This is a genomic window from Paenibacillus sp. FSL L8-0494 (assembly GCF_038003695.1).
Classification (GTDB): domain Bacteria; phylum Bacillota; class Bacilli; order Paenibacillales; family Paenibacillaceae; genus Paenibacillus_AQ; species Paenibacillus_AQ odorifer.
Map to the genome: position 1 here is coordinate 2,599,747 of NZ_JBBOPQ010000001.1, position 26,899 is coordinate 2,626,645.

34 protein-coding genes are annotated in these 26,899 nt (G+C 42.9%); 30 read left to right on the forward strand and 4 right to left on the reverse strand.

The window, feature by feature from the left end:
* The first annotated feature begins 16 nt into the window (after window positions 1–16).
* The 8 genes from NYE35_RS11510 to NYE35_RS11545 all read left to right on the forward strand — a co-directional run bounded on the left by NYE35_RS11510 (window position 17) and on the right by NYE35_RS11545 (window position 7,954).
* The gene (locus NYE35_RS11510; RefSeq protein WP_076317008.1) at window positions 17–775 is read left to right on the forward strand and encodes a DeoR/GlpR family DNA-binding transcription regulator; all 759 of its coding nucleotides are present in this window, start codon (window positions 17–19) and stop codon (window positions 773–775) included.
* 26 nt (window positions 776–801) lie between these two features.
* Window positions 802–1,530: a (Fe-S)-binding protein gene (locus NYE35_RS11515; RefSeq protein WP_036689769.1), complete on the forward strand. Its 729-nt coding sequence runs from the start codon at window positions 802–804 to the stop codon at window positions 1,528–1,530.
* Window positions 1,527–3,080 carry a LutB/LldF family L-lactate oxidation iron-sulfur protein gene (locus NYE35_RS11520; protein ID WP_341121028.1) on the forward strand — a complete coding sequence of 518 codons (1,554 nt, stop codon included), beginning with the start codon at window positions 1,527–1,529 and terminating at the stop codon, window positions 3,078–3,080. Before NYE35_RS11515 ends, NYE35_RS11520 begins: the two co-directional genes overlap by 4 nt.
* Entirely contained in the window at window positions 3,073–3,801 is a 729-nt protein-coding gene (locus tag NYE35_RS11525; protein WP_341121031.1) for a LutC/YkgG family protein, read from the forward strand. The genes NYE35_RS11520 and NYE35_RS11525 overlap by 8 nt, the downstream gene beginning before the upstream one ends.
* A gap of 26 nt (window positions 3,802–3,827) precedes the next feature.
* Window positions 3,828–5,318 carry a rhamnulokinase gene (gene rhaB / locus NYE35_RS11530; RefSeq protein WP_341121033.1) on the forward strand — a complete coding sequence of 497 codons (1,491 nt, stop codon included), beginning with the start codon at window positions 3,828–3,830 and terminating at the stop codon, window positions 5,316–5,318.
* Window positions 5,319–5,393: 75 nt separating this feature from the next.
* Window positions 5,394–6,668 carry an L-rhamnose isomerase gene (rhaA, locus tag NYE35_RS11535; RefSeq protein ID WP_076273057.1) on the forward strand — a complete coding sequence of 425 codons (1,275 nt, stop codon included), beginning with the start codon at window positions 5,394–5,396 and terminating at the stop codon, window positions 6,666–6,668.
* A 159-nt stretch (window positions 6,669–6,827) separates the two neighbouring features.
* Entirely contained in the window at window positions 6,828–7,466 is a 639-nt protein-coding gene (locus NYE35_RS11540; protein WP_038570025.1) for a Vat family streptogramin A O-acetyltransferase, read from the forward strand.
* A gap of 110 nt (window positions 7,467–7,576) precedes the next feature.
* Entirely contained in the window at window positions 7,577–7,954 is a 378-nt protein-coding gene (locus tag NYE35_RS11545) for a YkvA family protein (protein WP_080742463.1), read from the forward strand.
* 16 nt (window positions 7,955–7,970) lie between these two features.
* Here the strand turns inward: NYE35_RS11545 and NYE35_RS11550 are convergent, their stop codons facing one another.
* Entirely contained in the window at window positions 7,971–8,363 is a 393-nt protein-coding gene (locus tag NYE35_RS11550; protein WP_341121037.1) for a winged helix-turn-helix transcriptional regulator, read from the reverse strand.
* A gap of 150 nt (window positions 8,364–8,513) precedes the next feature.
* Here NYE35_RS11550 and NYE35_RS11555 point away from each other — a divergent pair, with 150 nt between their 5' ends.
* From NYE35_RS11555 to NYE35_RS11615, 13 genes are all read left to right on the forward strand, one after another.
* Window positions 8,514–9,188, forward strand: coding sequence for an NAD(P)H-dependent oxidoreductase (locus NYE35_RS11555; protein ID WP_036689777.1), 675 nt, complete (start codon window positions 8,514–8,516; stop codon window positions 9,186–9,188).
* Between the two features lie 187 nt (window positions 9,189–9,375).
* Window positions 9,376–9,786 carry a CidA/LrgA family holin-like protein gene (locus tag NYE35_RS11560; protein WP_036689778.1) on the forward strand — a complete coding sequence of 137 codons (411 nt, stop codon included), beginning with the start codon at window positions 9,376–9,378 and terminating at the stop codon, window positions 9,784–9,786.
* Complete coding sequence (locus NYE35_RS11565; RefSeq protein WP_036689780.1) at window positions 9,786–10,472, forward strand: LrgB family protein; 687 nt, start codon at window positions 9,786–9,788, stop codon at window positions 10,470–10,472. The genes NYE35_RS11560 and NYE35_RS11565 overlap by 1 nt, the downstream gene beginning before the upstream one ends.
* Window positions 10,473–10,566: 94 nt before the next feature.
* The gene (locus tag NYE35_RS11570) at window positions 10,567–10,746 is read left to right on the forward strand and encodes a hypothetical protein (RefSeq protein ID WP_036689781.1); all 180 of its coding nucleotides are present in this window, start codon (window positions 10,567–10,569) and stop codon (window positions 10,744–10,746) included.
* A 166-nt stretch (window positions 10,747–10,912) separates the two neighbouring features.
* Complete coding sequence (locus NYE35_RS11575; protein ID WP_038570027.1) at window positions 10,913–11,092, forward strand: hypothetical protein; 180 nt, start codon at window positions 10,913–10,915, stop codon at window positions 11,090–11,092.
* A 164-nt stretch (window positions 11,093–11,256) separates the two neighbouring features.
* Window positions 11,257–11,823, forward strand: a complete 567-nt coding sequence (locus NYE35_RS11580) for a putative ABC transporter permease (protein ID WP_052096957.1) — start codon at window positions 11,257–11,259, stop codon at window positions 11,821–11,823.
* Window positions 11,824–11,969: 146 nt separating this feature from the next.
* On the forward strand, window positions 11,970–12,446 hold the full coding sequence (locus NYE35_RS11585) for a DUF523 domain-containing protein (protein WP_036689786.1): 477 nt from the start codon (window positions 11,970–11,972) through the stop codon (window positions 12,444–12,446).
* Window positions 12,447–12,495: 49 nt separating this feature from the next.
* Entirely contained in the window at window positions 12,496–12,642 is a 147-nt protein-coding gene (locus tag NYE35_RS11590; protein ID WP_155288116.1) for a hypothetical protein, read from the forward strand.
* A 168-nt stretch (window positions 12,643–12,810) separates the two neighbouring features.
* The gene (locus NYE35_RS11595; RefSeq protein ID WP_341121039.1) at window positions 12,811–13,260 is read left to right on the forward strand and encodes a hypothetical protein; all 450 of its coding nucleotides are present in this window, start codon (window positions 12,811–12,813) and stop codon (window positions 13,258–13,260) included.
* Between the two features lie 30 nt (window positions 13,261–13,290).
* Window positions 13,291–13,764, forward strand: a complete 474-nt coding sequence (locus NYE35_RS11600) for an NUDIX domain-containing protein (RefSeq protein WP_038574363.1) — start codon at window positions 13,291–13,293, stop codon at window positions 13,762–13,764.
* 16 nt (window positions 13,765–13,780) lie between these two features.
* Complete coding sequence (locus NYE35_RS11605; RefSeq protein ID WP_341121041.1) at window positions 13,781–14,368, forward strand: histidine phosphatase family protein; 588 nt, start codon at window positions 13,781–13,783, stop codon at window positions 14,366–14,368.
* A gap of 273 nt (window positions 14,369–14,641) precedes the next feature.
* The gene (locus NYE35_RS11610) at window positions 14,642–15,037 is read left to right on the forward strand and encodes a ribosomal maturation YjgA family protein (protein ID WP_036689831.1); all 396 of its coding nucleotides are present in this window, start codon (window positions 14,642–14,644) and stop codon (window positions 15,035–15,037) included.
* A gap of 24 nt (window positions 15,038–15,061) precedes the next feature.
* On the forward strand, window positions 15,062–15,853 hold the full coding sequence (locus tag NYE35_RS11615) for a lipid II flippase Amj family protein (RefSeq protein WP_036689792.1): 792 nt from the start codon (window positions 15,062–15,064) through the stop codon (window positions 15,851–15,853).
* A gap of 17 nt (window positions 15,854–15,870) precedes the next feature.
* On the opposite strand, the gene NYE35_RS11620 is transcribed toward NYE35_RS11615, so the two are convergent.
* Window positions 15,871–16,680, reverse strand: coding sequence for a hypothetical protein (locus tag NYE35_RS11620; protein ID WP_341121043.1), 810 nt, complete (start codon window positions 16,678–16,680; stop codon window positions 15,871–15,873).
* A 204-nt stretch (window positions 16,681–16,884) separates the two neighbouring features.
* Between NYE35_RS11620 and NYE35_RS11625 the strand changes: the two genes are divergently transcribed.
* On the forward strand, window positions 16,885–17,745 hold the full coding sequence (locus tag NYE35_RS11625) for an SDR family oxidoreductase (protein ID WP_341121048.1): 861 nt from the start codon (window positions 16,885–16,887) through the stop codon (window positions 17,743–17,745).
* Window positions 17,746–18,111: 366 nt separating this feature from the next.
* Window positions 18,112–18,513: a DUF4265 domain-containing protein gene (locus tag NYE35_RS11630; RefSeq protein ID WP_036689795.1), complete on the forward strand. Its 402-nt coding sequence runs from the start codon at window positions 18,112–18,114 to the stop codon at window positions 18,511–18,513.
* 84 nt (window positions 18,514–18,597) lie between these two features.
* On the opposite strand, the gene NYE35_RS11635 is transcribed toward NYE35_RS11630, so the two are convergent.
* Entirely contained in the window at window positions 18,598–19,575 is a 978-nt protein-coding gene (locus NYE35_RS11635; protein WP_341121049.1) for an alpha/beta hydrolase, read from the reverse strand.
* A gap of 155 nt (window positions 19,576–19,730) precedes the next feature.
* Here NYE35_RS11635 and lepB point away from each other — a divergent pair, with 155 nt between their 5' ends.
* From lepB to NYE35_RS11650, 3 genes are all read left to right on the forward strand, one after another.
* Entirely contained in the window at window positions 19,731–20,228 is a 498-nt protein-coding gene (gene lepB, locus NYE35_RS11640) for a signal peptidase I (protein ID WP_036689798.1), read from the forward strand.
* Between the two features lie 184 nt (window positions 20,229–20,412).
* A complete protein-coding gene (locus NYE35_RS11645; protein ID WP_341121051.1) occupies window positions 20,413–21,450 on the forward strand; it encodes an HD-GYP domain-containing protein in 1,038 nt (345 codons plus the stop codon).
* A gap of 264 nt (window positions 21,451–21,714) precedes the next feature.
* A complete protein-coding gene (locus tag NYE35_RS11650; protein ID WP_341121053.1) occupies window positions 21,715–22,575 on the forward strand; it encodes an alpha/beta fold hydrolase in 861 nt (286 codons plus the stop codon).
* Between the two features lie 83 nt (window positions 22,576–22,658).
* Here NYE35_RS11650 and NYE35_RS11655 read toward each other — a convergent pair whose 3' ends face one another.
* Window positions 22,659–22,976 (reverse strand): MazG-like family protein, encoded by a 318-nt coding sequence (locus NYE35_RS11655; RefSeq protein WP_341121054.1) that lies wholly within the window; start codon window positions 22,974–22,976, stop codon window positions 22,659–22,661.
* Window positions 22,977–23,073: 97 nt separating this feature from the next.
* Here NYE35_RS11655 and NYE35_RS11660 point away from each other — a divergent pair, with 97 nt between their 5' ends.
* From NYE35_RS11660 to NYE35_RS11675, 4 genes are all read left to right on the forward strand, one after another.
* On the forward strand, window positions 23,074–23,652 hold the full coding sequence (locus NYE35_RS11660) for an LOG family protein (RefSeq protein WP_036689805.1): 579 nt from the start codon (window positions 23,074–23,076) through the stop codon (window positions 23,650–23,652).
* Between the two features lie 16 nt (window positions 23,653–23,668).
* The gene (locus tag NYE35_RS11665) at window positions 23,669–24,229 is read left to right on the forward strand and encodes a GNAT family N-acetyltransferase (protein WP_339810845.1); all 561 of its coding nucleotides are present in this window, start codon (window positions 23,669–23,671) and stop codon (window positions 24,227–24,229) included.
* Window positions 24,230–24,297: 68 nt separating this feature from the next.
* Window positions 24,298–25,047 carry a GTP pyrophosphokinase gene (locus NYE35_RS11670; protein WP_036689808.1) on the forward strand — a complete coding sequence of 250 codons (750 nt, stop codon included), beginning with the start codon at window positions 24,298–24,300 and terminating at the stop codon, window positions 25,045–25,047.
* Between the two features lie 156 nt (window positions 25,048–25,203).
* Window positions 25,204–26,829 (forward strand): glycoside hydrolase family 9 protein, encoded by a 1,626-nt coding sequence (locus NYE35_RS11675; RefSeq protein ID WP_341121058.1) that lies wholly within the window; start codon window positions 25,204–25,206, stop codon window positions 26,827–26,829.
* The last annotated feature ends 70 nt before the right edge of the window (window positions 26,830–26,899 follow it).

Below are 26,899 nucleotides of genomic sequence, written 5' to 3' on the forward strand. Positions count from 1 at the left end.
ATAACGGAGGGAAATCATGCTGATTGCAGACAGATATGAACGAATCGTAGAACTAGTGAATGAACGCGGCAGCATCCGTGTCTCAGAATTGAGTACATTATGCCAAGTGACGGAAGAAACCATTCGCCGCGATCTGGATCGATTGGAAAAAGCGGGGCGGTTGCTGCGTTCGCATGGCGGAGCAGTTAGCCTGCGTGACCGGCAACCGGAGACCCCTTATGCCGAACGAGAAATCATGAATGCAGCGGAGAAACAGCGGATTGCCCGTGAGGCGGTAATGATGATTAAGCCGGGCGATCGAATTCTGCTGGATGCCAGTACAACGGCTTGGTATATGGCTTCGCATTTGCCGGATATGCCGCTTACTGTGTTGACCAATTCTACTAGAGTGGCAGCAGAGTTAAGCGGGAAGGAGCGGATCGAGGTCTTTTCTACAGGCGGACAGCTGAGCCGCAGATCAATGTCCTATGTTGGTCATTTAGCAGAACGTTCGCTTGAATTGTATTACGTGGATAAGATGTTTTTTTCCTGCAAAGGATTTCATCTCGAACGTGGCGCTAGTGAATCAAATGAGCTGCAAGCTATGGTGAAACGAAAGATGATTTCTATAGCGGAGCAAGTGATCTTATTATGTGATTCCAGTAAATTTGGAATACAAGCGTTCACACATTTTGCGGCTCCTAGTGATGTGGATGTCCTAATAACGGATTACAACCCTGTTGGAGAACAAATGAAGCAGTTGCAGAAGCTGAACATCGCAATAACGACGGTGTAGTAAATAGTTGTGCAGGAGGTGAAGGCATGAAGGTATCGATGTTTATAACTTGCGTCAGCGATGCCGTGTTCCCGAAGGTCGGGGAAGCCATGGCTCGTCTGCTAGCCAGGTATGGCGTACAGCTGGAGTTCCCGGAGGTGCAGACTTGCTGCGGACAGCCTGCGTACAACAGTGGATATTGGAATGAAGCGCGGCAAGCTGCACTTACGATTCTACAGGCTTTTGATGACAGTGATTTTGTCATTGCACCTTCCGGATCCTGTACGGGGATGCTTCATCATTACCCTAAGCTGTTTCAGGATGATCCGGTTAATCTGGTCAAGGCGCAGAATTTGCAACGCAAATCCTATGAATTTAGCCAGTTTATGGTGCAGGTACTTGGCGTAACTGATCTAGGAGCAGTCTTTCCGCATAAGGTTACCTATCATCCTTCCTGTCATGGCACAAGGATTCTAGGGATTCGCGACGAACCTATGCAGCTTATGCAAAATGTGAAGGCGATGGAGCTGGTGCCACTGCCTTTTGCTGAGGACTGCTGTGGGTTTGGTGGAACCTTTGCCGTGAAAATGTCTGATATCTCCGGGGCAATGGTCACTGAGAAATCAGATCATGTGCTGGAGACGGAAGCAGAAATCCTAACGGGTCTGGATATGGGTTGTCTGATGAATATTGCCGGGAATCTGCGTTACCGCCGCGAACCCGTTCGAGTTATGCATTTAGCAGAACTGCTGTATGAGGGGGTGACTGATAAATGAGCCAAGCCACCACCAATCCTACGGCGGGTTCAGAGAATGGAAAGCCAGCTACGGTAAAAGAACGTGCAGACTTGGCGCTGAATAATGACTTTTTACGCAAGGCTGTTCGTTTTACCACGGAGAGACTGCGTGATGGAAAACAGAAAGCGGCTAACGATCATGGCCAATGGGAAGAGTGGCGTGAACGTGGGCGGCAAATCCGTCTACACACGATCGCCCATCTTGATTACTATCTGAATCTTTTTGCAGACAAGGCAAGAGCAAACGGCACACATATTCATTTTGCAGCAACGGGTGAAGAGGCTGTGAAGATTGCCCTTGAAATCGCGCAGCGAAAACAGGCAGCTTCTGTGGTCAAATCCAAATCAATGGTTACAGAGGAGCTGCATTTAAATAAGGCGCTGGAATCCATTGGTGTGGAGACCATAGAGACGGATCTGGGGGAGTATATTATCCAGCTTGCCGGGGAAACCCCGTCACATATCATTATTCCGGCGATTCATAAGAACCGCTACCAGATTGCCGAGCTGTTGTCCAAAGAGGCAGGAGAGGAGCTTTTGCCCGAAACTACTATCCTTGCTGGATTTGTAAGGCGTAAGCTGAGAGAGAAGTTCCTTGATGCGGATATCGGAATGACTGGCTGTAACTTTGCTATTGCAGAGACGGGTTCGATGGTGCTGTTCGAGAATGAAGGTAACGCTCGTATGGTCACCACTTTACCGAAAACGCAAATTACCCTGATGGGGATGGAGCGGATTATTCCTTCGTGGAGTGATCTTGAAGTGATGGCTACATTATTGCCTCGTTCGGCAACAGGGCAGAAGTTAACGGTATATATGTCGGGTATTTCTGGTCCCCGCAGGGATAATGACGGTGATGGGCCGGAAGAGCAGCATATTATTATTCTTGATAATGGTCGATCTGAGCAGCTAGGCGATCCTGAGTTTCAGGAGCTGCTGAACTGCATCCGCTGTGGAGCTTGTCTGAATGCTTGTCCTGTCTACCGTCATATTGGCGGTCATGCATATGGAGGAACGTATAGCGGACCTATAGGAGCGGTGTTGACCCCGGCGCTGAATAAAAATGTAGATCAATGGGATGACATCGCCTCAGCCTCTAGCCTGTGCGGAGCATGTTATGAAGCTTGTCCGGTCAAAATCCCTCTGCATGATATGCTCATCTATTTACGGCGGCGGAAGGTAGAACGTGGTTATGGGGATAAGGCAGAAGGTCTCGGCATGAAGGGTTTTGGGGCGATTATGGCGAAGTCACAGCGATTTAGTAATATGATGAAGGTAGGTAGAATCGGGCAAAAGCTGCTCGTGCGAGACGGAGGAATTCCGTCGAAACTGGGGCCGCTGAAAGGCTGGAACAATTATCGGATCGCCCCGAAGCTGGCAGATCAATCCTTCCGTGAGAGCTGGAAGGGGCTGCAACAGGAGCTAGATAAGAACAGTCGCGAAATGGACCCTGTGATACAGAAGCGAATGGAAGATTTACTAGCGAAGCGGAAGCGGGAAGAGCTGGAAGGAGGGGCCGGGCATGACTGAAGAGACGCACAGTAACTGGTTGGAACGTATGGAGCAGGATTCACGTGAACAGCAGCAGGCATTCATGAATGATATCGCTCGCCGCCTGAAGCGGCCGAGAATTACTGAAGCTCCTGCACATCCTTTTCGCGGCGCACCGCAGTACTGGCAGCAATTCCAGTGGAGTCCGGAGGAAAGGATTGAACAATTTACGGCGAATTTTCAAAGCGCCGGTGGTCATGTATTTCGTGTGCAGGATATGGATGAAGCCAAGGCTTTCATCGTCAGCAAAGTCAATGAGATGCTCGCACGGTATATTCTCCGGCAAAATGTCACCGAGCTAGCAGTACTTCGACTAGAGGAGGAACTCACAGATACACGGGTCTCTGTCTGGAATACAGATGATCAGGAGGCATGGAAAGCTAGGGCGGCCGAGGCTGATATTGGAATTGTGATTGCGGATTATGCAGTTGCCTATACAGGCTCCATTACTGTGCTTTCCTCTGAGGATAAAGGCCGTTCAGTCAGCTTATTGCCTACCGCATTAATTGCCATCGTTCCATTGGAGCGGCTGAAGACTCGTCTCGGTGAGGTGCTTATTGATTTTGATGAAGCTGGGCCATCGGGGCTGCCGGCGGGCATCCATTTTATCTCCGGACCTAGCCGTTCAGCGGATATTGAGAATGATCTGACGATAGGCGTGCATGGTCCAGGAATCGTATTCGCTTTGCTAGTAGGCTGATAGGAGATAAGGAGTGTTGTATAGGGATGAATACACAAGCTCATAATCAAATTCAGAATCATATTGCTGTTGATATCGGAGCCTCTAGTGGGAGAGTGGTCTGCGGAACCTTGCAGCAGCCGGGAGGAACCCTGTCTATAGAAGAAATTCATCGCTTCAGTAATGGATTCGCTGAACAAAATGGTAATCTATATTGGGATATAGATTATTTAGTTGCTGAAATCGTCAAGGGCTTACAGCAGGCCAAGGCTAGAGGGATCGCGCGCTGCACCGTGGGCATCGATACTTGGGGTGTCGATTATGTACTTCTCGATCAGGAGGGGGCGCGGATCCATGAGGTTTTTTCTTATCGTGACTCCCGAACGGATGGAGCGATAGAGAGGCTGCATCGTAACATCTCAACTGAAAGCGTTTACGAAAAAGTGGGGATACAATATCTCCCGATAAATACGTTGTATCAGCTGTTTGTGCATGATCAGGCGGAGCTGGAAGCAGCACATTCCATCCTGCTGGTCCCTGATTATCTTTATTATCGGCTTACGGGTCGCAAGATTAGTGAAGTGACGATAGGTTCCACCTCTGGGATGCTGAATCTTCACACTCGTGATTACGATGAGGATCTTCTGTCGGTGCTTGGTCTTTCAAAAGAGCAATTCCCTCCCTTAACAGAACCTGGGGAACCCGTTGGGAGGTTGACGGAGGACTTGGCGGCTCGCGGTGATCTTCCAGATTGCGAGTTCATAGCAGTAGCCTCTCATGATACAGCATCAGCTGTATTAGGGGTTCCGGCAAACAGCGAGAACTGGGGATTTCTCAGTAGTGGTACTTGGTCACTCATCGGGGTGGAACGGGGTTCAGCCATCACAAGTCCAGAGGCAATGTTACGCAACTATACGAATGAATGGGGAGCCTACGGCTCATTCCGGTTTCTTAAGAATATTATGGGCATGTGGTTGATTCAAAAGGTTCGTGAGGAGTACGGCGGACAATACAGCTTCGGCGAGCTGGTAGAGCTGGCAGCACAAGAAATCCCATTTAGATCAATCATTTATTGCAATGATGAACGATTCATGAATCCACAGAGCATGATTGACGAGATCCGCAGCTATTGTGTGGAAGCAGGACAGTTGGTTCCTCAAACGCCTGGGGAAATGGCTCGATGTGTATTTGATAGTCTTGCTTTATCTTATTATTTCTACATTCAGGATCTCCAGCAATTGACGGGTGACAACTTAGAGAGGCTGCATATCGTTGGCGGAGGTGCGAATAACGGTCTGTTGTGCCAGATTACGGCAGATCTGCTGGAGATGGAAATTCACGCCGGACCAACGGAATCTACGGCTTTAGGCAATCTGGTGGTGCAGATGATCAGCACGGGTGCTGTAAATGATCTTCAAGAGGCGAGAGAAATTATAAGTCGTTCATTCCAAGTTACATCTTATATACCGAAGGGGATGGACCCCACGACCAAAAAGGCGGCTTTGGCACAGTTCGCCCGGCTGCAGGCCGTTAATTAGTAGCTAAGTTAAGAGGCACGCGAGCCAAAGAGAGGCAAAAGTGCCTCACCTAAAACACAATCAGGAGGCTCAATCATGGAGCAGAGTAAAGAGAGCTTACAGAGCATTCAGAACAGCTACAATGAAGCGAAAAAGCTTTACGCACAGCATGGGATCGACGTAGATAAGGTGTTGCAGCAGCTAGCGGAAATTAAGATTTCTTTGCATTGTTGGCAAGGTGATGATGTGAAGGGATTTTTGAATAAGGAAAAAGAACTGAGCGGCGGGATCGCAGTCACTGGAAGTTACCCGGGGAGGGCCGGGAATCCGGAGGAGCTGCGCCGTGATTTGGAACAGGCCCTTGCACTCATCCCAGGCCAACATAAAATAAATTTACATGCTATTTATGCGGATACAGAAGAGACTGTAGATCTCGATGCTTTAGAGCCTAAGCATTTTGAGCGATGGGTGAGCTGGGCCAAAGAGCGGGGACTCGGATTGGATTTCAATCCTACCTGTTTTTCTCATGAAAAAGCAAACGATGGCTTCACACTGAGCCACCCAGATCCTGAAATCCGCAACTTCTGGATCGCTCATTGCAAGGCCTCACGTCGAATCGCCGAGTCCTTTGGCCAGGCATTAGGTCAGCCTTGTGTGACTAATTTTTGGGTTCCAGATGGTTATAAAGATACGCCGATCGACCGTTTGTCACCAAGGGTACGGCTTCAGCAGTCACTCGATGAAATCTTTAGCGAGGAAATCGATCAGCAATATAACATTGATGCTGTAGAAAGTAAGCTGTTTGGTATTGGTTCGGAAAGTTACGTGGTTGGCTCACATGAATTCTATATGGGTTATGCGCTAAGCCGGGGCAAGGCGGTGTGCTTCGATGCTGGGCATTTCCATCCAACCGAGACGATTTCGAATAAGCTGTCTTCCTGGCTGCTGTTTGGGGATCAATTGCTGCTGCATGTTAGCCGTCCAGTACGCTGGGATAGTGATCATGTGGTAACTATGGACGATGAGCTGCTCGAGATTGCCCGTGAACTGGTTCGTGGCCAGTTTCTGGACAGAACGCATATTGGATTAGATTTTTTTGACGGAAGCATCAATCATGTTGCTGCTTGGGTGATCGGAACACGAAATACATTAAAAGCTTTGCTTCGTGCCATGCTGGAGCCAATCGAGCAATTGAAGCAAATTGAGCTGGATGGAGATTACACTTCAAGACTTGCCTTGGTCGAGGAATTTAAATCGTATCCGTTTGGAGCCATTTGGGATTATTATTGTGCGAAGAATGGCGCACCGGTCCGGGAAAGCTGGCTAAATGAAGTAAAACAGTATGAGGCAGAGGTTTTATCGAAAAGATAGAGGTAGAAGTAGAAGCAGAACGAGCTTTGACAATATAAGTAGATAATAGATAGGCGGTTACCAGCAGGTGGCCGCTTTTTTTGTTTATAAATCGTACATTATTTGAATTCAGCTCTGATCTCTGCTATGTTTTATCCAAAAGAGAGCGAGGCGTAAACTATGAAACAATATGGACCGAACCCGAATACGCTCTATCCCAATGAACAAATTAAAAGTATCTGCTATATAAAAAATGCGATTACAAGAGACAATATCATTGTTGGCGATTATACCTATTATGATGATATAAACGGTGCAGAGAAGTTTGAGGAACGTGTGACTCATCATTATGATTTTATTGGCGACAAGCTTATTATTGGAAAATTCTGCGCGATTGCCAAAGGCATTGAATTTGTCATGAATGGTGCCAACCACCGGATGAATTCGGTTTCGACCTATCCGTTTAATATCATGGCACATGGCTGGGAACAGGCGGTCCCGGATTTAAAGGATCTGCCGCTAAAAGGTGATACAGTCATCGGAAACGATGTTTGGATTGGACAAAATGTTACGATTATGCCAGGTGTGCATATTGGAAACGGAGCAGTTATCGCAGCCAATTCTACAGTTGTAAAGGATATCCCGGCGTATAGTGTAGCTGGAGGAAATCCCTGCAAAGTGATTAGACAACGTTTTGATGATGAAATGATCGAATATCTTGAAGCGCTGAAGTGGTGGGATTGGGATGCAGAGCGAATCTTTAATAATCTTGAAGTGTTATGCAGCAGCGATTTAACGAAAATCAAAGCGATCGATTAATCGTAAGTAGGTTCAGGATACGGACTTTAGTTTATCTTAAAGATATAAACCTCAATTGAGGGAATACTTTAGGTATGTACGTCATATGAACCTTTCGGAGGGAACCGGCAATGAAGAAAGATAAGGTCAAGAATAGCATGGAGCTCACTGCAGAGGAATTTCCATATAGCAAAGAAAATGAGGAAATGGTAACGCAAAATTTTTGGACGAAAACTAAAAAGTTTGCAGGCAAAATTCCATTTACTAAAGATGCTATCGCGATGTATTATTGTGCCGTCGACGCTAAGACACCTTTATGGGCGAAAGGAATTGCTTTCGGTGCATTGGCTTATTTTATTTCTCCTATAGATGCTATACCCGATGCGATTCTAGGCCTTGGATTTACAGATGATGCAGCGATTATCGCAGCAGGCATTAAAGCGATATCCGGTCAGGTAACCAACGAACATAAGGAAAAGGCGGAAGCGTTTTTTAATGGGGAAAAATAAAAGGTGCAGCATTAAGCTACACCGTTATATCTGTACTTTCAGGACAGCTTTCTGTGGAAAGCTGTTTTGTTTTGTACACCTCGCCCCAATCTTTCATGAGTTTAATAATAGGAATCAGTGTCTTGCCGAATTCAGTTAAAGAGTATTCGACTTTTGGGGGAACCTGATGGTAGACCTCACGGTGTACAACCCCATCCTCTTCCAACTCTCTTAGTTGCAGGGTCAGCATACGTTGGGTAATTCCCGGACAGATCCGGCGGAATTCGTTAAAACGTTTCGTGCCATCAATCAAGTGATAGATGAGAATTCCTTTCCATTTGCCTCCTATAACGTCCAGTGTGAATTCTACAGGGCAAGCTTCTTTATTGCTTTCCGGGAAATTTCCGAAGCCACCTTTTCGGTCACGCATAGCTGTTCAACTCCCATGGTATCATTTTGTATACTACATAACATTATTGTGCGTACTTTTAAAGAAGTGATATATACACTAATATTAAGCATGTGATCGGCAAACAGTCAAATGCCCGTCGATTTTAATCAAGTAAAGGGAGTGTTACTCATGGATACTTTATCGTTAAACAAGAATGAAATCCTGTCTGCATATCAGTTCAGACATGCAACTAAAGAATTCGATAGCCATAAAAAAATTAGTGAATCGGACTTTCAATTTATATTGGAAACTGGACGATTGTCACCAAGTTCATTCGGATTCGAGCCTTGGCGTTTTGTGGTAGTGCAAAGTCCGGAAGTACGTGAGAAATTACGTCCTAATGCCTGGGGAGCACAAAAGCAATTGGCAACCGCAAGCCATTTTGTGCTTATTCTCTCACGTCTTCCTAAAGATATGGCTGCTGACTCCGATTATATTAAAGGGATCATGGAGAATGTGCAGGAGTTGCCTCCGCAAGTAATGGAAGGAAAACGTAAAGTTTTTGATAAGTTCTTGAAGGTTGATTTCGGACTGATGGCGAATGAGCGGGCGATGTTCGAATGGAGCTGCCGGCAGACTTATCTGGCACTTGGGAATATGCTGACATCAGCTGCGTTAATTGGGATCGACTCCTGCCCAATAGAAGGTTTCGATAAAGCAAAGGTTGAGCAGATATTGGCAGAAGAAGGTATTATGGACGCTGAGCATTTTGGAATCTCTTGTATGGCAGCTTTCGGATATCGCCTGAATGAACCACGTGGTAAGACGCGTCAAGGTGCAGAGCAAGTAATTCAGTGGGTTTAACGAAATTGAATTTTAATCTTTGAGCCTGTAAAGTCTCTGTATTCTGGGGATTTTGCAGGTTTTTTTGCGATATTTCTTATAAGATTCAAAAAGTAATTGAAAGTTTCATGAAAACTCTGATACCCTTATGAAGGTGACTCAATATTAGCGCTATCGCTTTAACTTAATAATGAAGGGATCCTGCATCATGAAAATCATTCGCATTATTATCCAAGTGTTCCTGCTATATTTGTTCTACTTGGCTGGGGACTATCTGCAAAAGCAACTGCATCTCCCCGTGTCCGGGAGTATCGTAGGATTACTGTTACTTTTTGTTCTATTGCTATTCAGGGTCGTGCCTGTGAAGTGGATTGAAGAGGGTGCAACAACGATATTAGCTTATCTTCCGTTATTTTTTATTCCAGCGACAGCTGGGATCGTGAATCATATGGATATCTTTAGTGGTAGAGGTTTACTATTAATCCTAATCCTTATCGTTAGCAGTGTTCTCACGATTGCCGCAGCTGCACATTCTAGCCAATGGCTTACTAGTGTAAACAACAAGCTGAAAGCGGGTTGGAGCGGCAAGAGACTAAGCGAAAAGGGGAAGGAAATATAATGTTTTTTATCGCAACAGGTATTGTACTGCTTAACGTAGCTATTTATTTGATGATGTCAGTAGTATATAGACGATTTCGTATTCCTGTACTTATTCCCGCGCTTACAGCAACAGTGATTGTTGTAACTTTACTGCTATATTTTCATATTCCGTATGATACATATATGATAGGCGGCCAATGGATTAATCAGCTGCTCGGTCCTGCTGTAGTCTCGTTAGCCTACCCATTATATAAACAACGTAATGTGTTGATTGAGAATCTCCCGGCGATTCTGGGCGGAGCGATTGTGGGACTGCTTATAGGGATGTTTAGTGGACTGCTTTTGGCGGCAGGTCTAGGATTCTCTAAATTATATGTTTTATCTTTATTACCTAAATCGATCACTACACCTGTAGCGATACAGATCTCGAACAGCTTAGGTGGGGACTCTTCTTTAACTTCCGTATTTGTTATGATTGCTGGATTTACTGGTGCGATTGGCGGACCTTTTATCATCAAGCTGTTTAGAATTCGTAGTGAGGTTGGAATCGGAATTGGTCTCGGAACTGCTTCTCATGCTCTAGGAACAGCAAAGGCCTTGGAATATGGTGAACAATCCGTTTCGATGAGCTCGGTTGCGATGACTGTATGCGCGATAGTTGGTTCTTGTATCGGCCCACTTGTAGCGTGGATGATGTACCCTTAAATTATTCTTTTAATTGGACTATGTTTGCAAAACACTCCATCGGGTAACTATAACTAAGGAACAAAAAAAGCAAAGCACCTGAGGAGGATTTCACATGTCCGATCACACACAAGATGAAGCGGAAATCCGCAACAAGGAAAATAAAGAAGGCGATTCATTAGCTGAAATTAAGAAGATGGAGAACGGTGTAGACATCGAGCCAGAGGCAGATGAGTGGGTAGCCAAACCTGCTGAATCCTCACACCCAGATCCGCTTCCCGATAATTTGGAGTAAATGATTCGGAAGACAGGCTGTCCTTTAGGGGACAGTCTGTTTTTGTTGATGATTGTAGTAAGTATTGTATAATAAATAAAAGTACAACCTCATCAGAGTGTTTTCTCCAAGTTCGTCTTAGCTTTTCGCAAATTTCACAGATCTTTGCCAATGGGGAGGAAATGGAATGCGTAGTCGAAATGAGAACAGCCGTTACCGGCAAAAACGTGGTGAGGCTCTCGCAGGAAACTTTGAGAAAAAGTACGGTTCAAACTTTGGCGTACGCAGTGAGCTTAAGATGGATGCACTGAAGAAACAAAACGACGATCAGTTGCTGACGACACCTCATGAAGAAGAGCATAAATAATTAGAAAATAACGAGTGGGAGACTTTTACTCCTGGAATTCTGGAATGAAGGCATAACCTTTTGGGTTATGTCTTTTTTGTGCGCATATTTCCTGAACGATCAAGACATAATAGGGCCGGATGGGCAACTAAGAAAATAATGACAACGAGAGGCGGGATTAGGTCATGATTATTCCTATATTTTCGTTAAGTGAAGATATAGCAGTTACTGTGGTGGGCCAATACTTTTTTTATTTTATGGTCTATTCCTTTTTAGGCTGGGTATTGGAAGGGACCTATAATCTATACAGTAATGGAAGCTTTCGCAAAGAAGGATTTCTAAAAGGTCCATTTAAGCCGATGTATGGCTTTGCTCCACTATTGCTATTGATTGCTAGAGATTTGACGCTGCCACTTCCGCTTTTCCTATTTCTTGCGCTAATCATTCCTTCTGCTGTTGAATTTATAAGCGGTTGGCTGTTAAAAACGGTATTCCATAAGCAATGGTGGGATTACTCAGGAATGTCTTATCAACTGCAAGGGCATATTTGCCTGCGTTTTTCTCTATATTGGTGGGGGCTTTCAGTAGCTAGTGTGTATGTAATTCAGCCGCTTATGGAGCTTTTATATTCGGGTGTTCAGCCTATTTGGAAATTCGTGCTTCCGATCGTGGGGTTCTACTTTATGGCGGATTTATTATGGACCTGCTGGAGCCGATATCGGATGGAGAAAACCCCTCAATATCAGAAATAATGGTTTCCTATATGTATACAATGAGTCTTCTTTTGTGTATCAAGCACAAACATTTCGTGGACAGGCATTTCGATATTGCATATCCGTTTCTAGTCATAAATAATATAGCAATATATTAAATACTAGACGGACTGGTGGCGATAACGATGACAGGGAAGATTCTAGTGAGCGCATGTCTGTTAGGGCATAAAGTACGTTATGATAATGGCGATGTTCCGTGTCTCGATGCCCGATTCCTAAAGTGGTATGAGGAAGGGCGTTTTGTCCATATTTGTCCAGAGGTAGTGGGCGGTTTGCCAACCCCTCGTCCTGACGCACAGCGGCAAGGAGATCGGGTAGTGACGGGGGCAGGCACGGATGTTACCGAGCCATTTATGAAGGGGGCTCAAGCCACACTAAAGCTGGCTAGGGAGCATCAGGTTGCATTAGCTATTTTAAAACAAGACAGTCCTTCATGCGGAAGCCTGTATATTTATGATGGAACCTTTAAAGATACGAAAGCACCGGGAGAGGGCACCACTACGGAGCTGTTGAGGAAAAATGGGTTTAAAGTATTTGGCGAAGATCAGCTGGACGAAGTCGAGCAGGAACTCGCACGTATGGACGGGCAGGTTATTCTTTAAGTAATAAATAGGTTGCAGGATACATAGTGTGTATAAGGGGAACGAAGCAGTGTCCTTGGGAGAGGAAATGCCGTCCGATGAGCCATCCTTCATTTGGGATAGGAGGCGGACGCAGATGAGTATTGATCAGCTCATTGCTTTGCTCGTTCTTGTCATTATGATCGTACAGCTTGCTGGCACAAAAGGTAAACACTAAGTCTCACCTCATTGTAACTGCTTCCGGAGCTCAGGATTTTTTGAGTTCGGAAGCTTTTTTTGTCCCTGGCTATGCATATTGTGAAATCTAAAGGATTCCTTCATAGTGATGTCTAATATACATATAGTGGGTTTTTGGGAAGTCCAAGGAAAGAAATTAGGGGGAACTATGAAATTTAGAACATGGATAATCATTGTTCAGTTGTTTATGATTGCTGTGCTTGTAGGCGTTTTGGCGGCCGATCTAGGTAAGCCAGGCTCAGATGAGTCTAAACATGATGATATTTTATTACATTTTGATCAAAAAGATTTAAACAGGATAAAAGAAACGGTTCAAAGGTTTAGTGAAGGTAAAGGGGATAACCTGATGTTGATTGAGCCAACCACGGATAGTGGACGGTTAATTCATGATTTCTATTCTAATGGTAAAGAGCTTCATTGGGTAAAGGATGATACAAGAGATGCATGGAGTAATAGTCCTGGGAAGATCGAATATGTATGCAAGGCGATTGAACTAATAGAGACAGGTGAGCGGTTTAATGTCGAGTTATCCCAATGTAATGTTCAGCCAGACGGTGAGAAAATAAATGTGATCAGCTTTTTAAAAGAAAGATTATAAACCCATTTACGGAGAGGATGGATGAACAATATGCCGATGTCTGAGTACTATCAAGGAATTCGAGGGAAAGTGGGCTCAGAATTATTAATGATGCCTTCCGTAGCTGCAGTAATAAGAAATAAAGAGGATGAGATTCTATTCATCCGCAAGCCAGGAGAATCTTTGTGGGGATTGCCTGCGGGAGCGATTGAGCCAGGGGAGCGTCCTGGAAGAACCTTACGCAGAGAGGTATATGAAGAGACAGGGTTGATGGTTCATCCTATGTCTATTTTAGGTGTTTTTGGTGGAGCGAAATATAGATACGAATATAGTAATGGCGATCAGGTAGAATATACGGTTATTGTATTTGAGTGCTCTATCATCAGAGGAACGCTTAGAGCTATAGATGGGGAGATCGAAGAATTTAAATTTTTCAAAGAGAACGAGCTGCCAGAGATTGCAATTCTATATCCTAGAGAGATTTTTATAAAAGACCGAGAGAAGACTGCAACGATATTTGAGTGACTGAGAGGAGTGCCTCATGAAGACCTACATTTATATGGTTAGACATGCAGTGTCACCTTTTGTATTAGGGAATGAGCGGGAACGGGGATTATCCGAAAAAGGGCACGCAGACGCTTATAGAATCAAAGAGCTTTTGGCGGAGGAGAAAATCACACATTTTGTCTCAAGTCCATATAGACGAGCCGTAGAGACGATCAAGTATTTGGCAGAAGCTTCGAACCAAGAGATTGAACTGTATGAAGAACTCAGAGAACGAGCAATCGGAAGTGTCGAGATTGAAATTAGTGAAGATGACTTTCTGCAGGGCATTCGGACATCATTTAGCGACAAATATTATAAAATGCCGAATGGAGAGAGTACTCAGGAAGCACAAGAGCGTGCAATTCCTGTTATCAAGCAATTAATTAAACAGCATAAAGGCGGCAAAATCGCTTTAGGTACGCACGGGAATATCATGACCATTATCCTGAATTACTTCGATAAGAAGTATGGATATGAGTTCTTTGAACAGACGTCCAAGCCGGATATTTATAAGCTGGAATTTGATGAATTGGAGCTTACCCATGTGGAGCGGCTGTGGGACTCCGAAGTGCTGAACAGATGAAATATTTTATAAAGTTGAATGCACTAAGCGTACTTTATGCCTTTATGTTATTTGTTGTAATAGAGCTGCCATTGAAAATTTATCGAATCAGCAGAATTTCAGGCTTGGTGGTTCCCAATCACAGAACCTGCAGATAAACCTGCACCGGTAACAGGACTGATCATAATAGGAGCCATGATTATTTATCCGTTTTATATCGCAATGATTAGTATTATCGCAAGCATCACTTTTAAGTCAGACGCTGGATAGAGGTTGGAAATGAGGATCAATGATTTGAAAGAAAGACTTTTTTATACTTGTATCTGCCTCGTTGTTATTGTATTGGGGTTAAGCTCTAGAGTATTCACGAATCAGCTGCCTTTGTTTGTATCTAGACATTTCGGAGATGCGCTTTGGGGCAGTATGGTTTATTTTATGTTTCGGGTCCTACTGGTAAATCAAAAGCTAAGGCTCGCCTTTGTATGGAGTTTGGTGTTTAGCTTCGGCATAGAATTTAGCCAGCTGTATCAAGCGGAGTGGATCAACAGCATCCGATCTACAGTATTGGGTGGTCTAATTCTCGGAAAAGGATTCCTATGGATCGACCTCGTTAGATATTTGGTTGGCATTACCCTTTGTTATGGATTGGATCAATACTTTCACCAAAAGGTGCACCGAAATGATAAATAGTGTTTATTGGAGAGGAACCTTTAAATGGTAAATAGTTTGATTGTGGTATGCTTGCTTACGATGATTATTCACACGGCAGAAACCTTATCGTATTCGGTACGATATGCCGGAGTGAAGCTGAACAAGATAGCCATTGCGTTATCTCTCACAGGCATTATTGTTCTCGTCTCAAGAACTGCAAATATGATCCAAGCTCCACTGACGGCTAAATTCGTAGATTATGCCAAAATACATTCTGATTTTCCGCTTCTAAATTACTTGAGAATTATATTATTGGCTTCTTCCTTAGGGACATTAATTGCCATTGCTGTTTTTCCTACCTTTGTCGGCTTGTTTGGGAGAATCATCTCTAAGCTTGAAATTGAGGGTTCTATCCCAAAACTGCTTACCAGTGTAACGATCGGGCAACTAAAGAACACAAGAAAATACATAAGAAAACCAAAAGTGAATCTATATAACTTCAGATACCTGGGGATTCCTAAACGATTTATTGTGATGAATGTTTTTGTTACAGCCTTTTACACCGTAGGTGTCATATCATCTTTGTATGCTGCTCATCTAATGCCTCAATATAGCACGACTGCTTCTCAAGCTTCCGGACTGATTAACGGTATGGCGACTATTCTGCTGACCATATTTATCGACCCACAGCTTGGTCTTATTACCCATAAGGCTACTGAAAATGTAGAATACCGTGATCAGCTAGGAAAAATATATGTGGTATTGATGGGTTCTCGATTTGTAGGCACTATATTTGCTCAGCTCCTGATTGTGCCCGCAGCCCAGCTAATTAGTATGTTAGTGAAGCTGATTTGAGCCAGTGGGGCTAATCATTAGCGAAGTTTAGATTCTGCTGCTCTTAGAGCTAGCGAGATCTTCTGCTCCCAGCTGTAAATATTCTGCTGAATGGAATGAATTCGTTTCATTTGCTCATAGGATGATTTCAATTCTGTAGCGGCTCTAACTGCATCACCTTGCTTAACAGCTGCTTTATATTGTTTGTCAGCATCCGCGCGTACTTTCTGCGTGACAGCGAGATTCTTACTTTCGGCAGTTATTTGCTTCTTTAAAGCAGTGATGGGTGCTAACGCATCTTTGACGGGTTTAAGCTTAGCAGCGGTTTGCTTGCGAGCGGCTGCCAAAGCGGTTGTCTTCGTTTTAATTTCGGCTCGGGCCAGGGTTACAGCAGCTTTTAATTTATTACGCTTCAGTTCCAGCAATGTGACTTTTTTCAAGTCTTTAGCTTTCTTGGCTGCGGTAAACTGTTTACCGAGTGTGCTGTATTGTTCCAGAAGGGGAGCGTGTTTCTTCTGAACTGAGGTTGCTTCTGAAGATAAGCGGCTTAACAGTGCTTGATCTGTTGACTGTATGACGGAACGAATAGATTTCAGAGTGTCATTATTCTGCTTGCGTAACTTCTGAATTTCTGAGTTATCTGTCTTGAGGGTGGCTTGAAGCGCGGTATAATTACCATGAAGACTGTTAATGTCATCCAGCGCGGCATCCCAGCCAGTAGCAGCAGACACAAGTGTAAGGTTACAGGTTAGGAAAGCTGCTACCAGCACTAATTGAGCCACCCATTTTAAATCCCTAATTCTGAAAATGTTCTTTCTACATCTGACGGTACCTTTTGGTTTAAACATTCATCTCAGCTCCTTAATGAATTAGTTAATATACGCAAAAAAGCACCTCCAAGATAGGCATTGACGCCTGTCTTGCGAGGTGCTTCTCCCGCACAGAAATATAAAAGATGCTCTTACTATAACTTGAAATTAATGGATAGTCAATGGACAATAGAACGTTTGTTTGCTTGTTTTTATAATTGTGAAATACAAAGGGGAGTAAATATGAGTTCACATCTAGAGTATGGGCACGATCGAGTGGCCCTGATTACCGGAACCTCCAGTGGATTTGGATTGCTGACAGCGCTCAATTTGGCTGGACAGGGGTTTAAGGTGATAGCAACCATGCGTGATTTAAGCCGTAAAGCCGAGCTGGTGCAGCAGGCAGAGCAGGCAGGAATTTTAAAGCAGCTTCATTTAATGACCATGGATGTCACCGACAGCGATTCTATAGAGACAGCAATATCTTCAGTACACGAAACATTTGGAAGAATTGATGTTCTAGTCAATAATGCAGGTTTTGCCATTGGCGGTTTCATAGAAGAAATACCTATGGAGGAATGGCGGCGGCAAATGGAGACGAACTTTTTTGGATTAGTGGCTGTGACAACAGCTGTGCTGCCCATTATGCGAGAACAGCAGAGCGGCACGATTATTAATGTGGGAAGTGTAAGCGGATTATCCGGATTTCCAGGTTATGCGCCTTATGCAGCTTCTAAATTTGCTGTTGAAGGTTTCAGCGAAAGCCTGCGTCATGAAATGTCCCCTTATGGAATACGGGTGGTATTAATTGAACCGGGCTCCTTCCGTACACCGATATGGGGAAAAGGCATGGAGCAAATTCGACGTAAGGAGGATTCTCCGTATAAAGAACGTCTTGACGCTGTGCTACGATATTCCAAACATACTGCTGAGACAGCGCCTGACCCTAGTCAAGTGGCTAATCTTATCGGTCGTATTACCGAAATGAAAGCACCACGGCTACGTTATCCTATCGGCAAAGGCACGCGAATCTTAATCTTAGGCAAAACGCTGCTTCCATGGAAATGGCTGGAGAGAATTATTGCGAAAGAATTGAGGGGATAGGATGGAGTCATCCATAAATTTAACAATCATTAAACTAATAGGTTATATGTCCAGTTTGATGACCGTTTTTTTATGGCTAATTTTTATATTCATCAATCCTTATGCTGAGATTACGAATCGCTCCACTCTTGTAATTAGTATAATTATGTTGTTATTACCGGCGGGGTTATTAGCAATAGGTGTCTTTTTAAACAGAAGTCGGCTAATGCTGCTTGCATTTATCTGGAGTTTTCCCTACAGTTTATATATGTTATTAACGCCCGGAATCTTTAGGTTGTTCGGGATTACGAGCCTAATGTATTTACTTTGTTTTGTGTTATTTAGAATGAACAAGATTAGATATTGAACAAGGATAGAGGTGTGCCGATGCTAGAATCGTCCGGAATCCATATCTGCTTCAACGCAGATGGCCGTGAAATAGAAATCCTCGATGTTACTCCATTTGGCAAAGATAAATTTCGAATTGAAGAGACACCGATTTTTAATCCGGCTGTTACAATGGGAGATATTATACAGGTGAAGGAAGAAAATGGAGTCTATTATTACCAAGAGACCGTCCAGAAATCTCCTTTCAAAAGATACGCTTGGCTGCTTAGTAAAGAGGCTGTTGATTCAACGGCCATTGCAGATTTTAAACATAGAATTATAGAGAATGAAGGCAAATGTGAGTTGATCTTTGGCGGTTTGTTCGTCATTCATATTCCTAAGAATACTTCGATTGATGTTGATGGGGAAATGAATCGAATTATTGAGCGGTTCGAGATTTGAATACTAAGAAAAAAATGCTGCGTCATGAAATGCAAGGAAACTTGCACACGATGACTGCAGCATGGAGAATAGAAGAAACGCTTTTTATTTTATTTCTTCCATAAATGTCTTGAAATTTTCAGTGATTTCTTTTGATTTGGTATGGTGCAGATAATGTCCTGCATCAAGTTTTACCAATTTTCCTTGTTTAGAATTTTTGACTTGCTCTTCATGCAATGATATCCAATCTTTTAAGAGAGTATCATCCCCTTGTACAAAGAGCAAAAGGGGAAGATCCTTTGGAAAAGTTGAATTTAGAGCCCCTTTATAATTAGAAGACATATGTTCCACTTCATTTAAGTGAGTGTAATTATAAGTGTTTCTAAGTGTAAATAATCTCAATTGTTCTTTAGTTTCATCATCAAACGGCAATCCAACATAGGGGTTTCCACTTGTTTTAAATAACAATCTGCCCAAGCCTGATTTTCTAAGTAGTTTTAATTTTCCTGTTGGTATATTAACATTTGTTCTGTCTTCTGTTGCAATACTGTTATCAATCCCGACAAATGCACTCACTTCGTTTGGATATTTGTTCACATAATTCAAACTGTACATACCGGAAATAGAGTGTGCCATTAGAATATAACGGTCAATATTAAGCTGCTTTACAGCTTCATGAATTTCACTTACAATATTTTCCGTGGTTCGTTCTTTTTCAGTTCTATCACTTAATCCATAACCGAAAGGCTCAATCGCGACAACTTTGTAAAATGGAGATAGTTCATCTATCAGCAGTTTAAAATCAAGTCCCGGTGCCACCGTTCCATAACCAGGTAAGAGTACGACCGTCTCTTCGCCATTTCCTTGAATCAAAACATTCATATTTTTACCGTCGACGCTTACAGACTGACCATAGGGTTTTATTTTAGCTTGGTCCGATTTATTAAGGAAAATATTAGCGACAAAAACAGTCACTAGAAAAAGTACTATTGCAGTAGCTAAAGCCCCTAAGGAAATAAGTATAATTTTCAGCGGTTTATTCATCCTTTTTTTTATAACCTCTTCTTCTGGTTTCACTCGCATCTTCTCCTGTTCTAATCGCTTTATTCTAGCTACCTTAACGAGTCGCTAAAGGAAGCTTACCCGATGAAGATGAACTATACATGACGACAATATGAACTGAATATGAACCAGCTGAAAAAGTTTGACTCAATAAAATGAATGCGAGGTGAGCAATAATGTTGAAATTTATGAAGCAATGGTTGCCGAGTATTATGATCGCAGTGGTTATTTCTTTGTTTGTTAGAACCTATGTTGCTGAAGCCATGCGAGTTCCAACGGGCTCTATGATCCCAACGATTCAAATCAATGATCGCTTAATTGTTGAGAAAATGTTATGGATGACCACACTGGAGCATGGAGATATTGTTGTATTTACGCCACCTGTAGCTGGTGATGAGAATAAAAGATATGTAAAAAGGCTAATGGGGCTGCCTGGTGATACCTTGGAAATTAAAGATGGCGAACTTTACCGAAACGGAGCGAAGGTTAACGAACCTTACCTCAATGAACAGATGGATTACACTTTTGGACCGGTTACGGTACCCGCCGATCATTATTTTTTTCTTGGAGATAACCGGAATATAAGCTATGATGCTCATCTGTGGGATACTCCATTTGTGTCGAAGGATAAGCTGATTGGGAAAGTGATCGCTGAATTTAGCAATCCCTTTTAGGTAGTGTGTAAGACGGATAAATGTAAGGCTTAATCTCTAAAAATAGATTTAGGGGTGCTGAAGTCGCGGGGGTCTTTTGAACTAACCGAGTGGTTTAATGAGACTTTAACCATATTGTTACTTTGGAAGAATTTAGCTATCCTTAAGGTAAAATATACCTACATATAGTAAGGGGTGCTGAATTTTGAAAGCTCATGTCACAGATCTCAAACATGGCGATTGTCTAATAGCAGATACATTCAATAGTGTTGGCCTACACGTGCTTCCGAAGGGGACAGTGGTCTACGGAGAAGAAATCACCATCCTGATGAGGCATCAGATTGATTATGTCGATATTGAACCACGCATGATGGCGCTGGATAATGAAGAAATGAATGTGGCACAAGGGATAGATGGTAATTTTGATCAAGCCATCCAAAACTATGAATCTATATTTCTGGAAGCACTCAGCAAGGGTAGCTTTACGCAGTCGGATGTTGATAATACGCTGCAGCCATTGCTGGAGAAATTGGATGAACAAAAGGATGTCGTTTCTTTATTATTGCTGCTTGAACGTGATGATATCAGTACATACAATCATTCATTGCAGGTCGGACTGTTATCCTTTTACATAGCGACTTGGTTAGGTCATACAAAAGCCGAAAGATTTGAGATTAGTAGAGCCGGTTATTTGCACGATATCGGAAAAAGCCAGATTGCTCCACATATCTTAAATAAGACGGATAACTTAACTCCTGAAGAATCAGAAGAACTAAAACGTCATACTACGTATGGATACGACATTATCCTTAAATCGATGAATGACGAAAAGACCGCACTAGTGGCGCTTCAGCATCATGAATTCGAGGATGGTACAGGTTATCCTAACAATCTCCGTAAACAGGACTTGCACCCGTATACGCAGATTATTGCTGTCGCAAATACTTATGTAGGCATGACCTTAGGAAGAGCGAATCAACCGAAACAAGGCCTGATTAACGTTCTTCGCAAGGTACATGAACTTGGATTTGGTAAGCTGAATGGAAATGCGGTACAAGCTCTGATCGGACATTTATTGCCGAATTTTGTGGGTAAGAGCGTTCAGCTTAGCAATGGTGAGCAAGGTACGATTATTATGAATAATCCGTTGGATATTTTCAAACCTCTGGTAAAAATAAATGAGACTACGTTCAGAGACTTATCTAAAGAGCGTAATTTGACTGTTGAAGAAGTATTTATTTAACGAATATTTTTGTGGCGAAAAATAGTAAGGCTATCTCCTTGATCCGTAAAATCAGGGGATAGCTTTTTTGTGTTATAATCGGAATTGGGTTAAAAACCCTTCAATATGGAATAGGAGAGTGCTTATCGTGATTATCAAATTCATTCGTTTACGTTAATTTGAGGTGCAATTCAATGATGACATCATCCATTTTTTTGAAAATGTATTGAGTCTTATTTAACTGTGCATTCATTGATAAAATTCGAATGAAATGAGGAATGAACAATGAGCGAAAAAATAGTAAAAGTAAACGGAATTGATATATGCTCGGAAAGTTTTGGAGATCCTAGCAATCCTGCGATATTGCTGATTATGGGTGCCACATGTTCTATGGTTTATTGGGATGAAGAGTTCTGTCAGCGATTAGCAGATACCGGACGTTACGTTATTCGTTATGATAACCGGGATGTCGGACGTTCCGTTGTTTATGAGCCTGGGAGTTCCAATTATACCGTGATAGATATGGCTAATGATGCCGCTGGGTTACTAGACGCCTATAATATTGAACAGGCAAATATCGTTGGGATGTCCTTAGGCGGAATGATTGCACAAGTCCTTGCTACACGTCATCCGCAAAAAGTTCTAACCTTAACCTTGATCGCATCAAGTTTTTTCGAATCTGATGATAATGATCGGAACTTGCCTCCTATGGATGAGCGGATCCTCGCATTCCATGCAGATGGAGCAACACTGGATTGGTCTAATGAGGAAGCGGTAGCCAATTATTTGGTTTCAGGTTCCGGCATACTCTGTGGTTCAAAACATAAATTCGATGAGAAAAGAGCGTATAAACAAGTAAGGATGGAAATAAAACGTGCCAACAACTTGCTTAGCATGTTTAATCATTCTCTCCTTACAGGGGATGACGACTACGAGGGCAAGGCAAAAAATATCATGGTTCCTACTTTGGTTATCCACGGCACAGAAGACACGGTGCTTCCTATAGAGCATGGCTTGGCACTTGCTGCGGAAATTCCTAATGCGTCGCTTCTAACCCTGGAAGGAACGGGCCACGAAGTCTATCCGAATGATTGGGAAACAATAATCAAAGCAATTTCGAATCATACATTAGGCGGTAAAGCTTAACAGGGCTTAAAGAGTAAATTAATGAAGGGCTACAATTCGGTTGTGCCGATTGTAGTCCTATTTTTTTCAGGATTACTTCGTCCCTAGGAATTAAACCGCTTCACTAATTTGTCTTTATGTGCAGTAAAAGCCTCTTCTAAAGTGATGCCATATAAGTCGGCTAACAATGCGATATTTCCGAGAACATCCCCGATTTCCTCAATCAAGTCGTTTTTCAGTTGCTCTGGAGTGCGAGTCGATTCATCCGGTCGATCTCTGCCGATTTCATAGGAGCGTACAGTTCGTGCTACTTCACCTGTCTCTTCCATTAAGAATCCCACTCTTATAAAAGGACCATAAGTAGTCCAGCCTCGTTCTCCATAAAAATGATTAATCCATTTCTGCACATCATTAATTTCCATATTATGTAGCACTCCTTAATCTTTCACATGATTTATACTCCAACATATAGTATATTAGATAGCGGACATTATCAATATATAGTTTGGAGATGGGATTTTGAAATCAATATGTGTTTTCGCAGGATCGAATTTAGGGGGACATGAGGATTATAAAGCTAAAGCTGTTGAACTTGGTAACTACATGGCTATGAATAATTATCGTTTAATTTACGGTGGCTCAAAAATCGGATTAATGGGTGAAGTCGCTAATGCTGTTTTGAATGGTGGAGGCGAGGTAATCGGAGTAATGCCTAGAGGATTATTTAATGGGGAAATGGTACATAGAGAATTAACGGAGTTGATAGAAGTAGAAGATATGCATGGCCGTAAAGCAAAAATGGGAGAATTGGCAGATGGCTTCATTGCTTTACCTGGAGGGTTTGGAACGTATGAGGAGCTTTTTGAGGTTTTGTGCTGGTCACAAATTGGCATACACAAGAAGCCGGTAGGGGTTCTAAATATCAGGAATTATTTTGATCCTCTGCTGAATCTGATTCATAACAGTATCCAAGAAGGCTTCTCTAATTCTTCGCATCTCAGTCTGCTAAACGTATCCAACGAGCCGTTGGAACTCTTAACTCTATTGAAGGAGTATGTTCCGCAAACGCTAGAGCAAAAGTGGAAACAGCTCAACTAGAAAAAGGAGAACTTACATGAATTCAGAATTTGCATTTACTGATTTCCCTGTGTTACAAACTGAACGATGCACACTACGTAAAGCAACAGAAAATGATCGCTATGATATATTTGAACTTTATTCCCAAGAAGCCGTTGTGAAATATATGCCATTTACACCCTTCATTTCGGTCGAGGATGCGATAGATGAAATGAAATGGTATGACAAAATTTTTAAGGAACAATCCGGTTTACGGTGGATGATTGAAGATCGTGAGACTCAAAAAGTGATTGGAACCTGCGGATTTCTGAATTATGAGCAAGATCATCATCGTGTGGAAATTGGGTATGACTTAATGCCTGCTTTTTGGGGAAAGGGGATTATGACAGAGGTAGTGAACCGTGTTATGCAGTTTGGATTTTTGAACATGAGACTAAATAAAATTGAAGCGAGAGTGGAACCGAAAAATGAGGCGTCACTTATATTGATGAATAAGCTCGGCTTCTACAAAGAAGGGGTCTTAAGGCAACATGAGTTCGAAAAAGGTCGGTATGTGGATCTTGCTGTCTTCTCTAAATTGAAAAGTGAATACCGCTGAATTTGAATTTCACTAGTGGATTGGCTATGATAAATATAGAGAAACGCTACAAGAGGAGAAATGAGATAATGACCCCCGAGAATCAAATTGAACAATTTAAGAAGCTTAAGCACGATATCACTCGTTTCATGTTGATTTATAAATTTGCATTGGATGAGATGGAAACAAAGATTGAGATCCTAAAACAGGAGTTTCAGTCTCTGCATGATTACAGCCCAATTGAACATACCAAATCGCGTATTAAGTCACCAGAGAGTATCATGAACAAAATGCTGCGCAAAAATGGTGAATTATCGCTGAATTCAGTGAAAAATTGTATTAAAGACATCGCTGGTCTGCGGATCACCTGTTCTTTTATCTCTGATATCTATCATGTTAGTGAGATGCTTCAGAAGCAGGATGATCTAACGGTTCTTGAGGTGAAGGATTATATTAAGAATCCTAAACCTAACGGATATCAGAGTCTTCATTTGCTGATTCAAGTCCCTGTTTTTATGTCCGATCGCCAGGAGCTTGTCTGTGTAGAAGTTCAAATTCGTACCATTGCTATGGATTTCTGGGCAAGCCTCGAACATAAAATCTTTTATAAATATAATAAATCAGTACCTGAGAGCATGACTCGTGAGCTGAAAAATGCGGCGGATGCCGCCCATGCTCTTGATCTGCAAATGGAGCGTCTGCACCGAGATATAAAAGAAATTAAAGACGATGATGAAGATGATCTTAGCTCTTTCGAGGAGGAGCTTCGCCGTATAGTGGTTCATAATAAGCAGTTCACACTTCCAGCTAACTTTATTAAACTGCTTGACGATAAATAAGCTGTTTTGTCCGCCTAGAGTTATCCGTTTCGTTTCGGGTGACTCTAGGTTTTTTCTTGTATACATCATTGCCATAGATAACTAGAATAGAGTATTCTCAACTAGAAGAGAAAGGTTACTTCAGCTTCATCATTTTTACATAAAAGGAGAATGAAGATGAGCGAGCGTACACTTCGCGCCATTACTGTGAATCAAATCGGATATCCGCTGGATGGAGAAAAAATCGCAGTATTTACAGGTGCTGAGCATGATTTTCAGGTAGTTGATGTTGATAGCGGGACTATTGTGTTCAAAGGTAGTTCAGATGCTGGAAGATTTGATAAAGCCAGTGGAGTAACTTTGCACACAGGTGATTTCTCGGAGGTCAAGGCTGAGGGAAGATATCGGATTGAGCAGGGCGAGGGTGTAGCTTCGGCATCCTTTACAATCTCAGATCAGCCTTATCATGAGCTTCAACAGGGCTTGCTGAAAGCTTTCTATTATTATCGCTGTGGCGTTGAATTCACTGAAGAATATGCTGAAGATTGGAAGCACAAGGCGTGTCATACCGCAAAAGGGATTGTATATGGGCAACCGGATCTTCAACTAGACTGTTCGGGTGGCTGGCATGATGCAGGTGATTATGGAAAATATAGCGGTCCCGGAGCGAAAGCTATCGCGGATATGCTGCTTGCATATGAATTATATCCCTCGGCTTTTGTAAGCGCTATCCCATTGCCTGAAAGTGATGGATCTACGCCAGATGTGCTGCTGGAATGCAAGGTGGAGCTCGATTGGTTGTTTAAAATGCAAGACTCCGCAACAGGTGGTGTATACCATAAACTGACTACGCTAAGCTTTCCTGGACTGGATGTTATGCCTGAGGACGATACAGCGGATCTGTACTTCTCACCAATATCTGCTACTGCTACTGGAGATTTTGCTGGGGTTATGGCTATGGCTGCAAGAGTGTACGAGTCTTTTGATGCTGCTTATGCGCGGAAATGTCTGGATGCTGCAGGGGCAGCATGGGAATGGCTTGTTCAGCATCCAGATGTACCCGGTTTTACGAATCCGCCTGAGATTAGCACTGGAGAATACGGGGATGGAGTCGATAAGGACGAGCGGTATTGGGCAGCGGCGGAGCTGTATCGTACGACAGGGAAAGAGGAGTATCATCAAGCTGTTCTCCAGCTAGTGCAGCTGGCTTTTCCAAAATACAGTTTAGGCTGGGGTGATATGGGGGGCTATGGTACTATTGCTTATCTGTTAAATGGTGAGGAGCAAGCAGACCGTGCTTTATATGTCTCGTTAAAAGAAGGGCTTGTTGCTGAAGCGCAACGATTAGTGGAACAGAGTCGTGAGGAGGGCTATAGGATCTCTTTAAAAGAGGAGGACTATATCTGGGGCAGTAATATGCTTGTAATGAACAATGCAATGCTGCTGCTGGCGGCTGAATATTTTAGTGGAGACTCCGGTTTTGCGGACTGTGCCTTAGATCATCTACATTATCTGATGGGGCGTAACGTATTGGATATCAGCTATGTTACCGGATTTGGGGATCATGCCGTGATGAATCCGCATCATCGCCCTTCTGTAGGTGACCAAGTGGCTGATCCGGTGCCAGGATTGGTGTCAGGGGGGCCAGATCGTGGGCTGCATGATGAATATGTAGTTGAGCATTTACAGGGAAAACCAGCTGCGCAGTGCTTTGTCGATCATGAGCTTAGCTATTCTACGAATGAAGTGACGATCTATTGGAATTCACCTGCGGTGTTTGTTGTGGCCCGGTTTAATCAATAAAAAGCAATAGTTCGAATAGGGAAAGGCGTCCTGGATCTGGATGTCTTTCTCTTTTTTATAGTTGAAATGC

Bases quoted from the DNA above. Each gene is read 5' to 3' on its own strand.
- NYE35_RS11540 (WP_038570025.1), top strand. From the start codon at position 6,828: ATGAAACAATATGGACCGAACCCGAATACGCTCTATCCCAATGAACAA.
- NYE35_RS11615 (WP_036689792.1), top strand. From the start codon at position 15,062: ATGGTAAATAGTTTGATTGTGGTATGCTTGCTTACGATGATTATTCAC.
- NYE35_RS11560 (WP_036689778.1), top strand. From the start codon at position 9,376: ATGAAAATCATTCGCATTATTATCCAAGTGTTCCTGCTATATTTGTTC.
- NYE35_RS11525 (WP_341121031.1), top strand. From the start codon at position 3,073: ATGACTGAAGAGACGCACAGTAACTGGTTGGAACGTATGGAGCAGGAT.
- NYE35_RS11625 (WP_341121048.1), top strand. From the start codon at position 16,885: ATGAGTTCACATCTAGAGTATGGGCACGATCGAGTGGCCCTGATTACC.
- NYE35_RS11665 (WP_339810845.1), top strand. From the start codon at position 23,669: ATGAATTCAGAATTTGCATTTACTGATTTCCCTGTGTTACAAACTGAA.
- NYE35_RS11650 (WP_341121053.1), top strand. From the start codon at position 21,715: ATGAGCGAAAAAATAGTAAAAGTAAACGGAATTGATATATGCTCGGAA.
- NYE35_RS11565 (WP_036689780.1), top strand. From the start codon at position 9,786: ATGTTTTTTATCGCAACAGGTATTGTACTGCTTAACGTAGCTATTTAT.
- NYE35_RS11520 (WP_341121028.1), top strand. From the start codon at position 1,527: ATGAGCCAAGCCACCACCAATCCTACGGCGGGTTCAGAGAATGGAAAG.
- NYE35_RS11620 (WP_341121043.1), bottom strand. From the start codon at position 16,680: ATGTTTAAACCAAAAGGTACCGTCAGATGTAGAAAGAACATTTTCAGA.
- NYE35_RS11675 (WP_341121058.1), top strand. From the start codon at position 25,204: ATGAGCGAGCGTACACTTCGCGCCATTACTGTGAATCAAATCGGATAT.
- lepB (WP_036689798.1), top strand. From the start codon at position 19,731: ATGTTGAAATTTATGAAGCAATGGTTGCCGAGTATTATGATCGCAGTG.
- NYE35_RS11550 (WP_341121037.1), bottom strand. From the start codon at position 8,363: ATGCGTGACCGAAAAGGTGGCTTCGGAAATTTCCCGGAAAGCAATAAA.
- NYE35_RS11630 (WP_036689795.1), top strand. From the start codon at position 18,112: ATGCTAGAATCGTCCGGAATCCATATCTGCTTCAACGCAGATGGCCGT.
- rhaB (WP_341121033.1), top strand. From the start codon at position 3,828: ATGAATACACAAGCTCATAATCAAATTCAGAATCATATTGCTGTTGAT.
- rhaA (WP_076273057.1), top strand. From the start codon at position 5,394: ATGGAGCAGAGTAAAGAGAGCTTACAGAGCATTCAGAACAGCTACAAT.
- NYE35_RS11670 (WP_036689808.1), top strand. From the start codon at position 24,298: ATGACCCCCGAGAATCAAATTGAACAATTTAAGAAGCTTAAGCACGAT.
- NYE35_RS11655 (WP_341121054.1), bottom strand. From the start codon at position 22,976: ATGGAAATTAATGATGTGCAGAAATGGATTAATCATTTTTATGGAGAA.
- NYE35_RS11545 (WP_080742463.1), top strand. From the start codon at position 7,577: ATGAAGAAAGATAAGGTCAAGAATAGCATGGAGCTCACTGCAGAGGAA.
- NYE35_RS11555 (WP_036689777.1), top strand. From the start codon at position 8,514: ATGGATACTTTATCGTTAAACAAGAATGAAATCCTGTCTGCATATCAG.
- NYE35_RS11515 (WP_036689769.1), top strand. From the start codon at position 802: ATGAAGGTATCGATGTTTATAACTTGCGTCAGCGATGCCGTGTTCCCG.
- NYE35_RS11600 (WP_038574363.1), top strand. From the start codon at position 13,291: ATGCCGATGTCTGAGTACTATCAAGGAATTCGAGGGAAAGTGGGCTCA.
- NYE35_RS11575 (WP_038570027.1), top strand. From the start codon at position 10,913: ATGCGTAGTCGAAATGAGAACAGCCGTTACCGGCAAAAACGTGGTGAG.
- NYE35_RS11570 (WP_036689781.1), top strand. From the start codon at position 10,567: ATGTCCGATCACACACAAGATGAAGCGGAAATCCGCAACAAGGAAAAT.
- NYE35_RS11635 (WP_341121049.1), bottom strand. From the start codon at position 19,575: ATGCGAGTGAAACCAGAAGAAGAGGTTATAAAAAAAAGGATGAATAAA.
- NYE35_RS11605 (WP_341121041.1), top strand. From the start codon at position 13,781: ATGAAGACCTACATTTATATGGTTAGACATGCAGTGTCACCTTTTGTA.
- NYE35_RS11580 (WP_052096957.1), top strand. From the start codon at position 11,257: ATGATTATTCCTATATTTTCGTTAAGTGAAGATATAGCAGTTACTGTG.
- NYE35_RS11510 (WP_076317008.1), top strand. From the start codon at position 17: ATGCTGATTGCAGACAGATATGAACGAATCGTAGAACTAGTGAATGAA.
- NYE35_RS11585 (WP_036689786.1), top strand. From the start codon at position 11,970: ATGACAGGGAAGATTCTAGTGAGCGCATGTCTGTTAGGGCATAAAGTA.
- NYE35_RS11595 (WP_341121039.1), top strand. From the start codon at position 12,811: ATGAAATTTAGAACATGGATAATCATTGTTCAGTTGTTTATGATTGCT.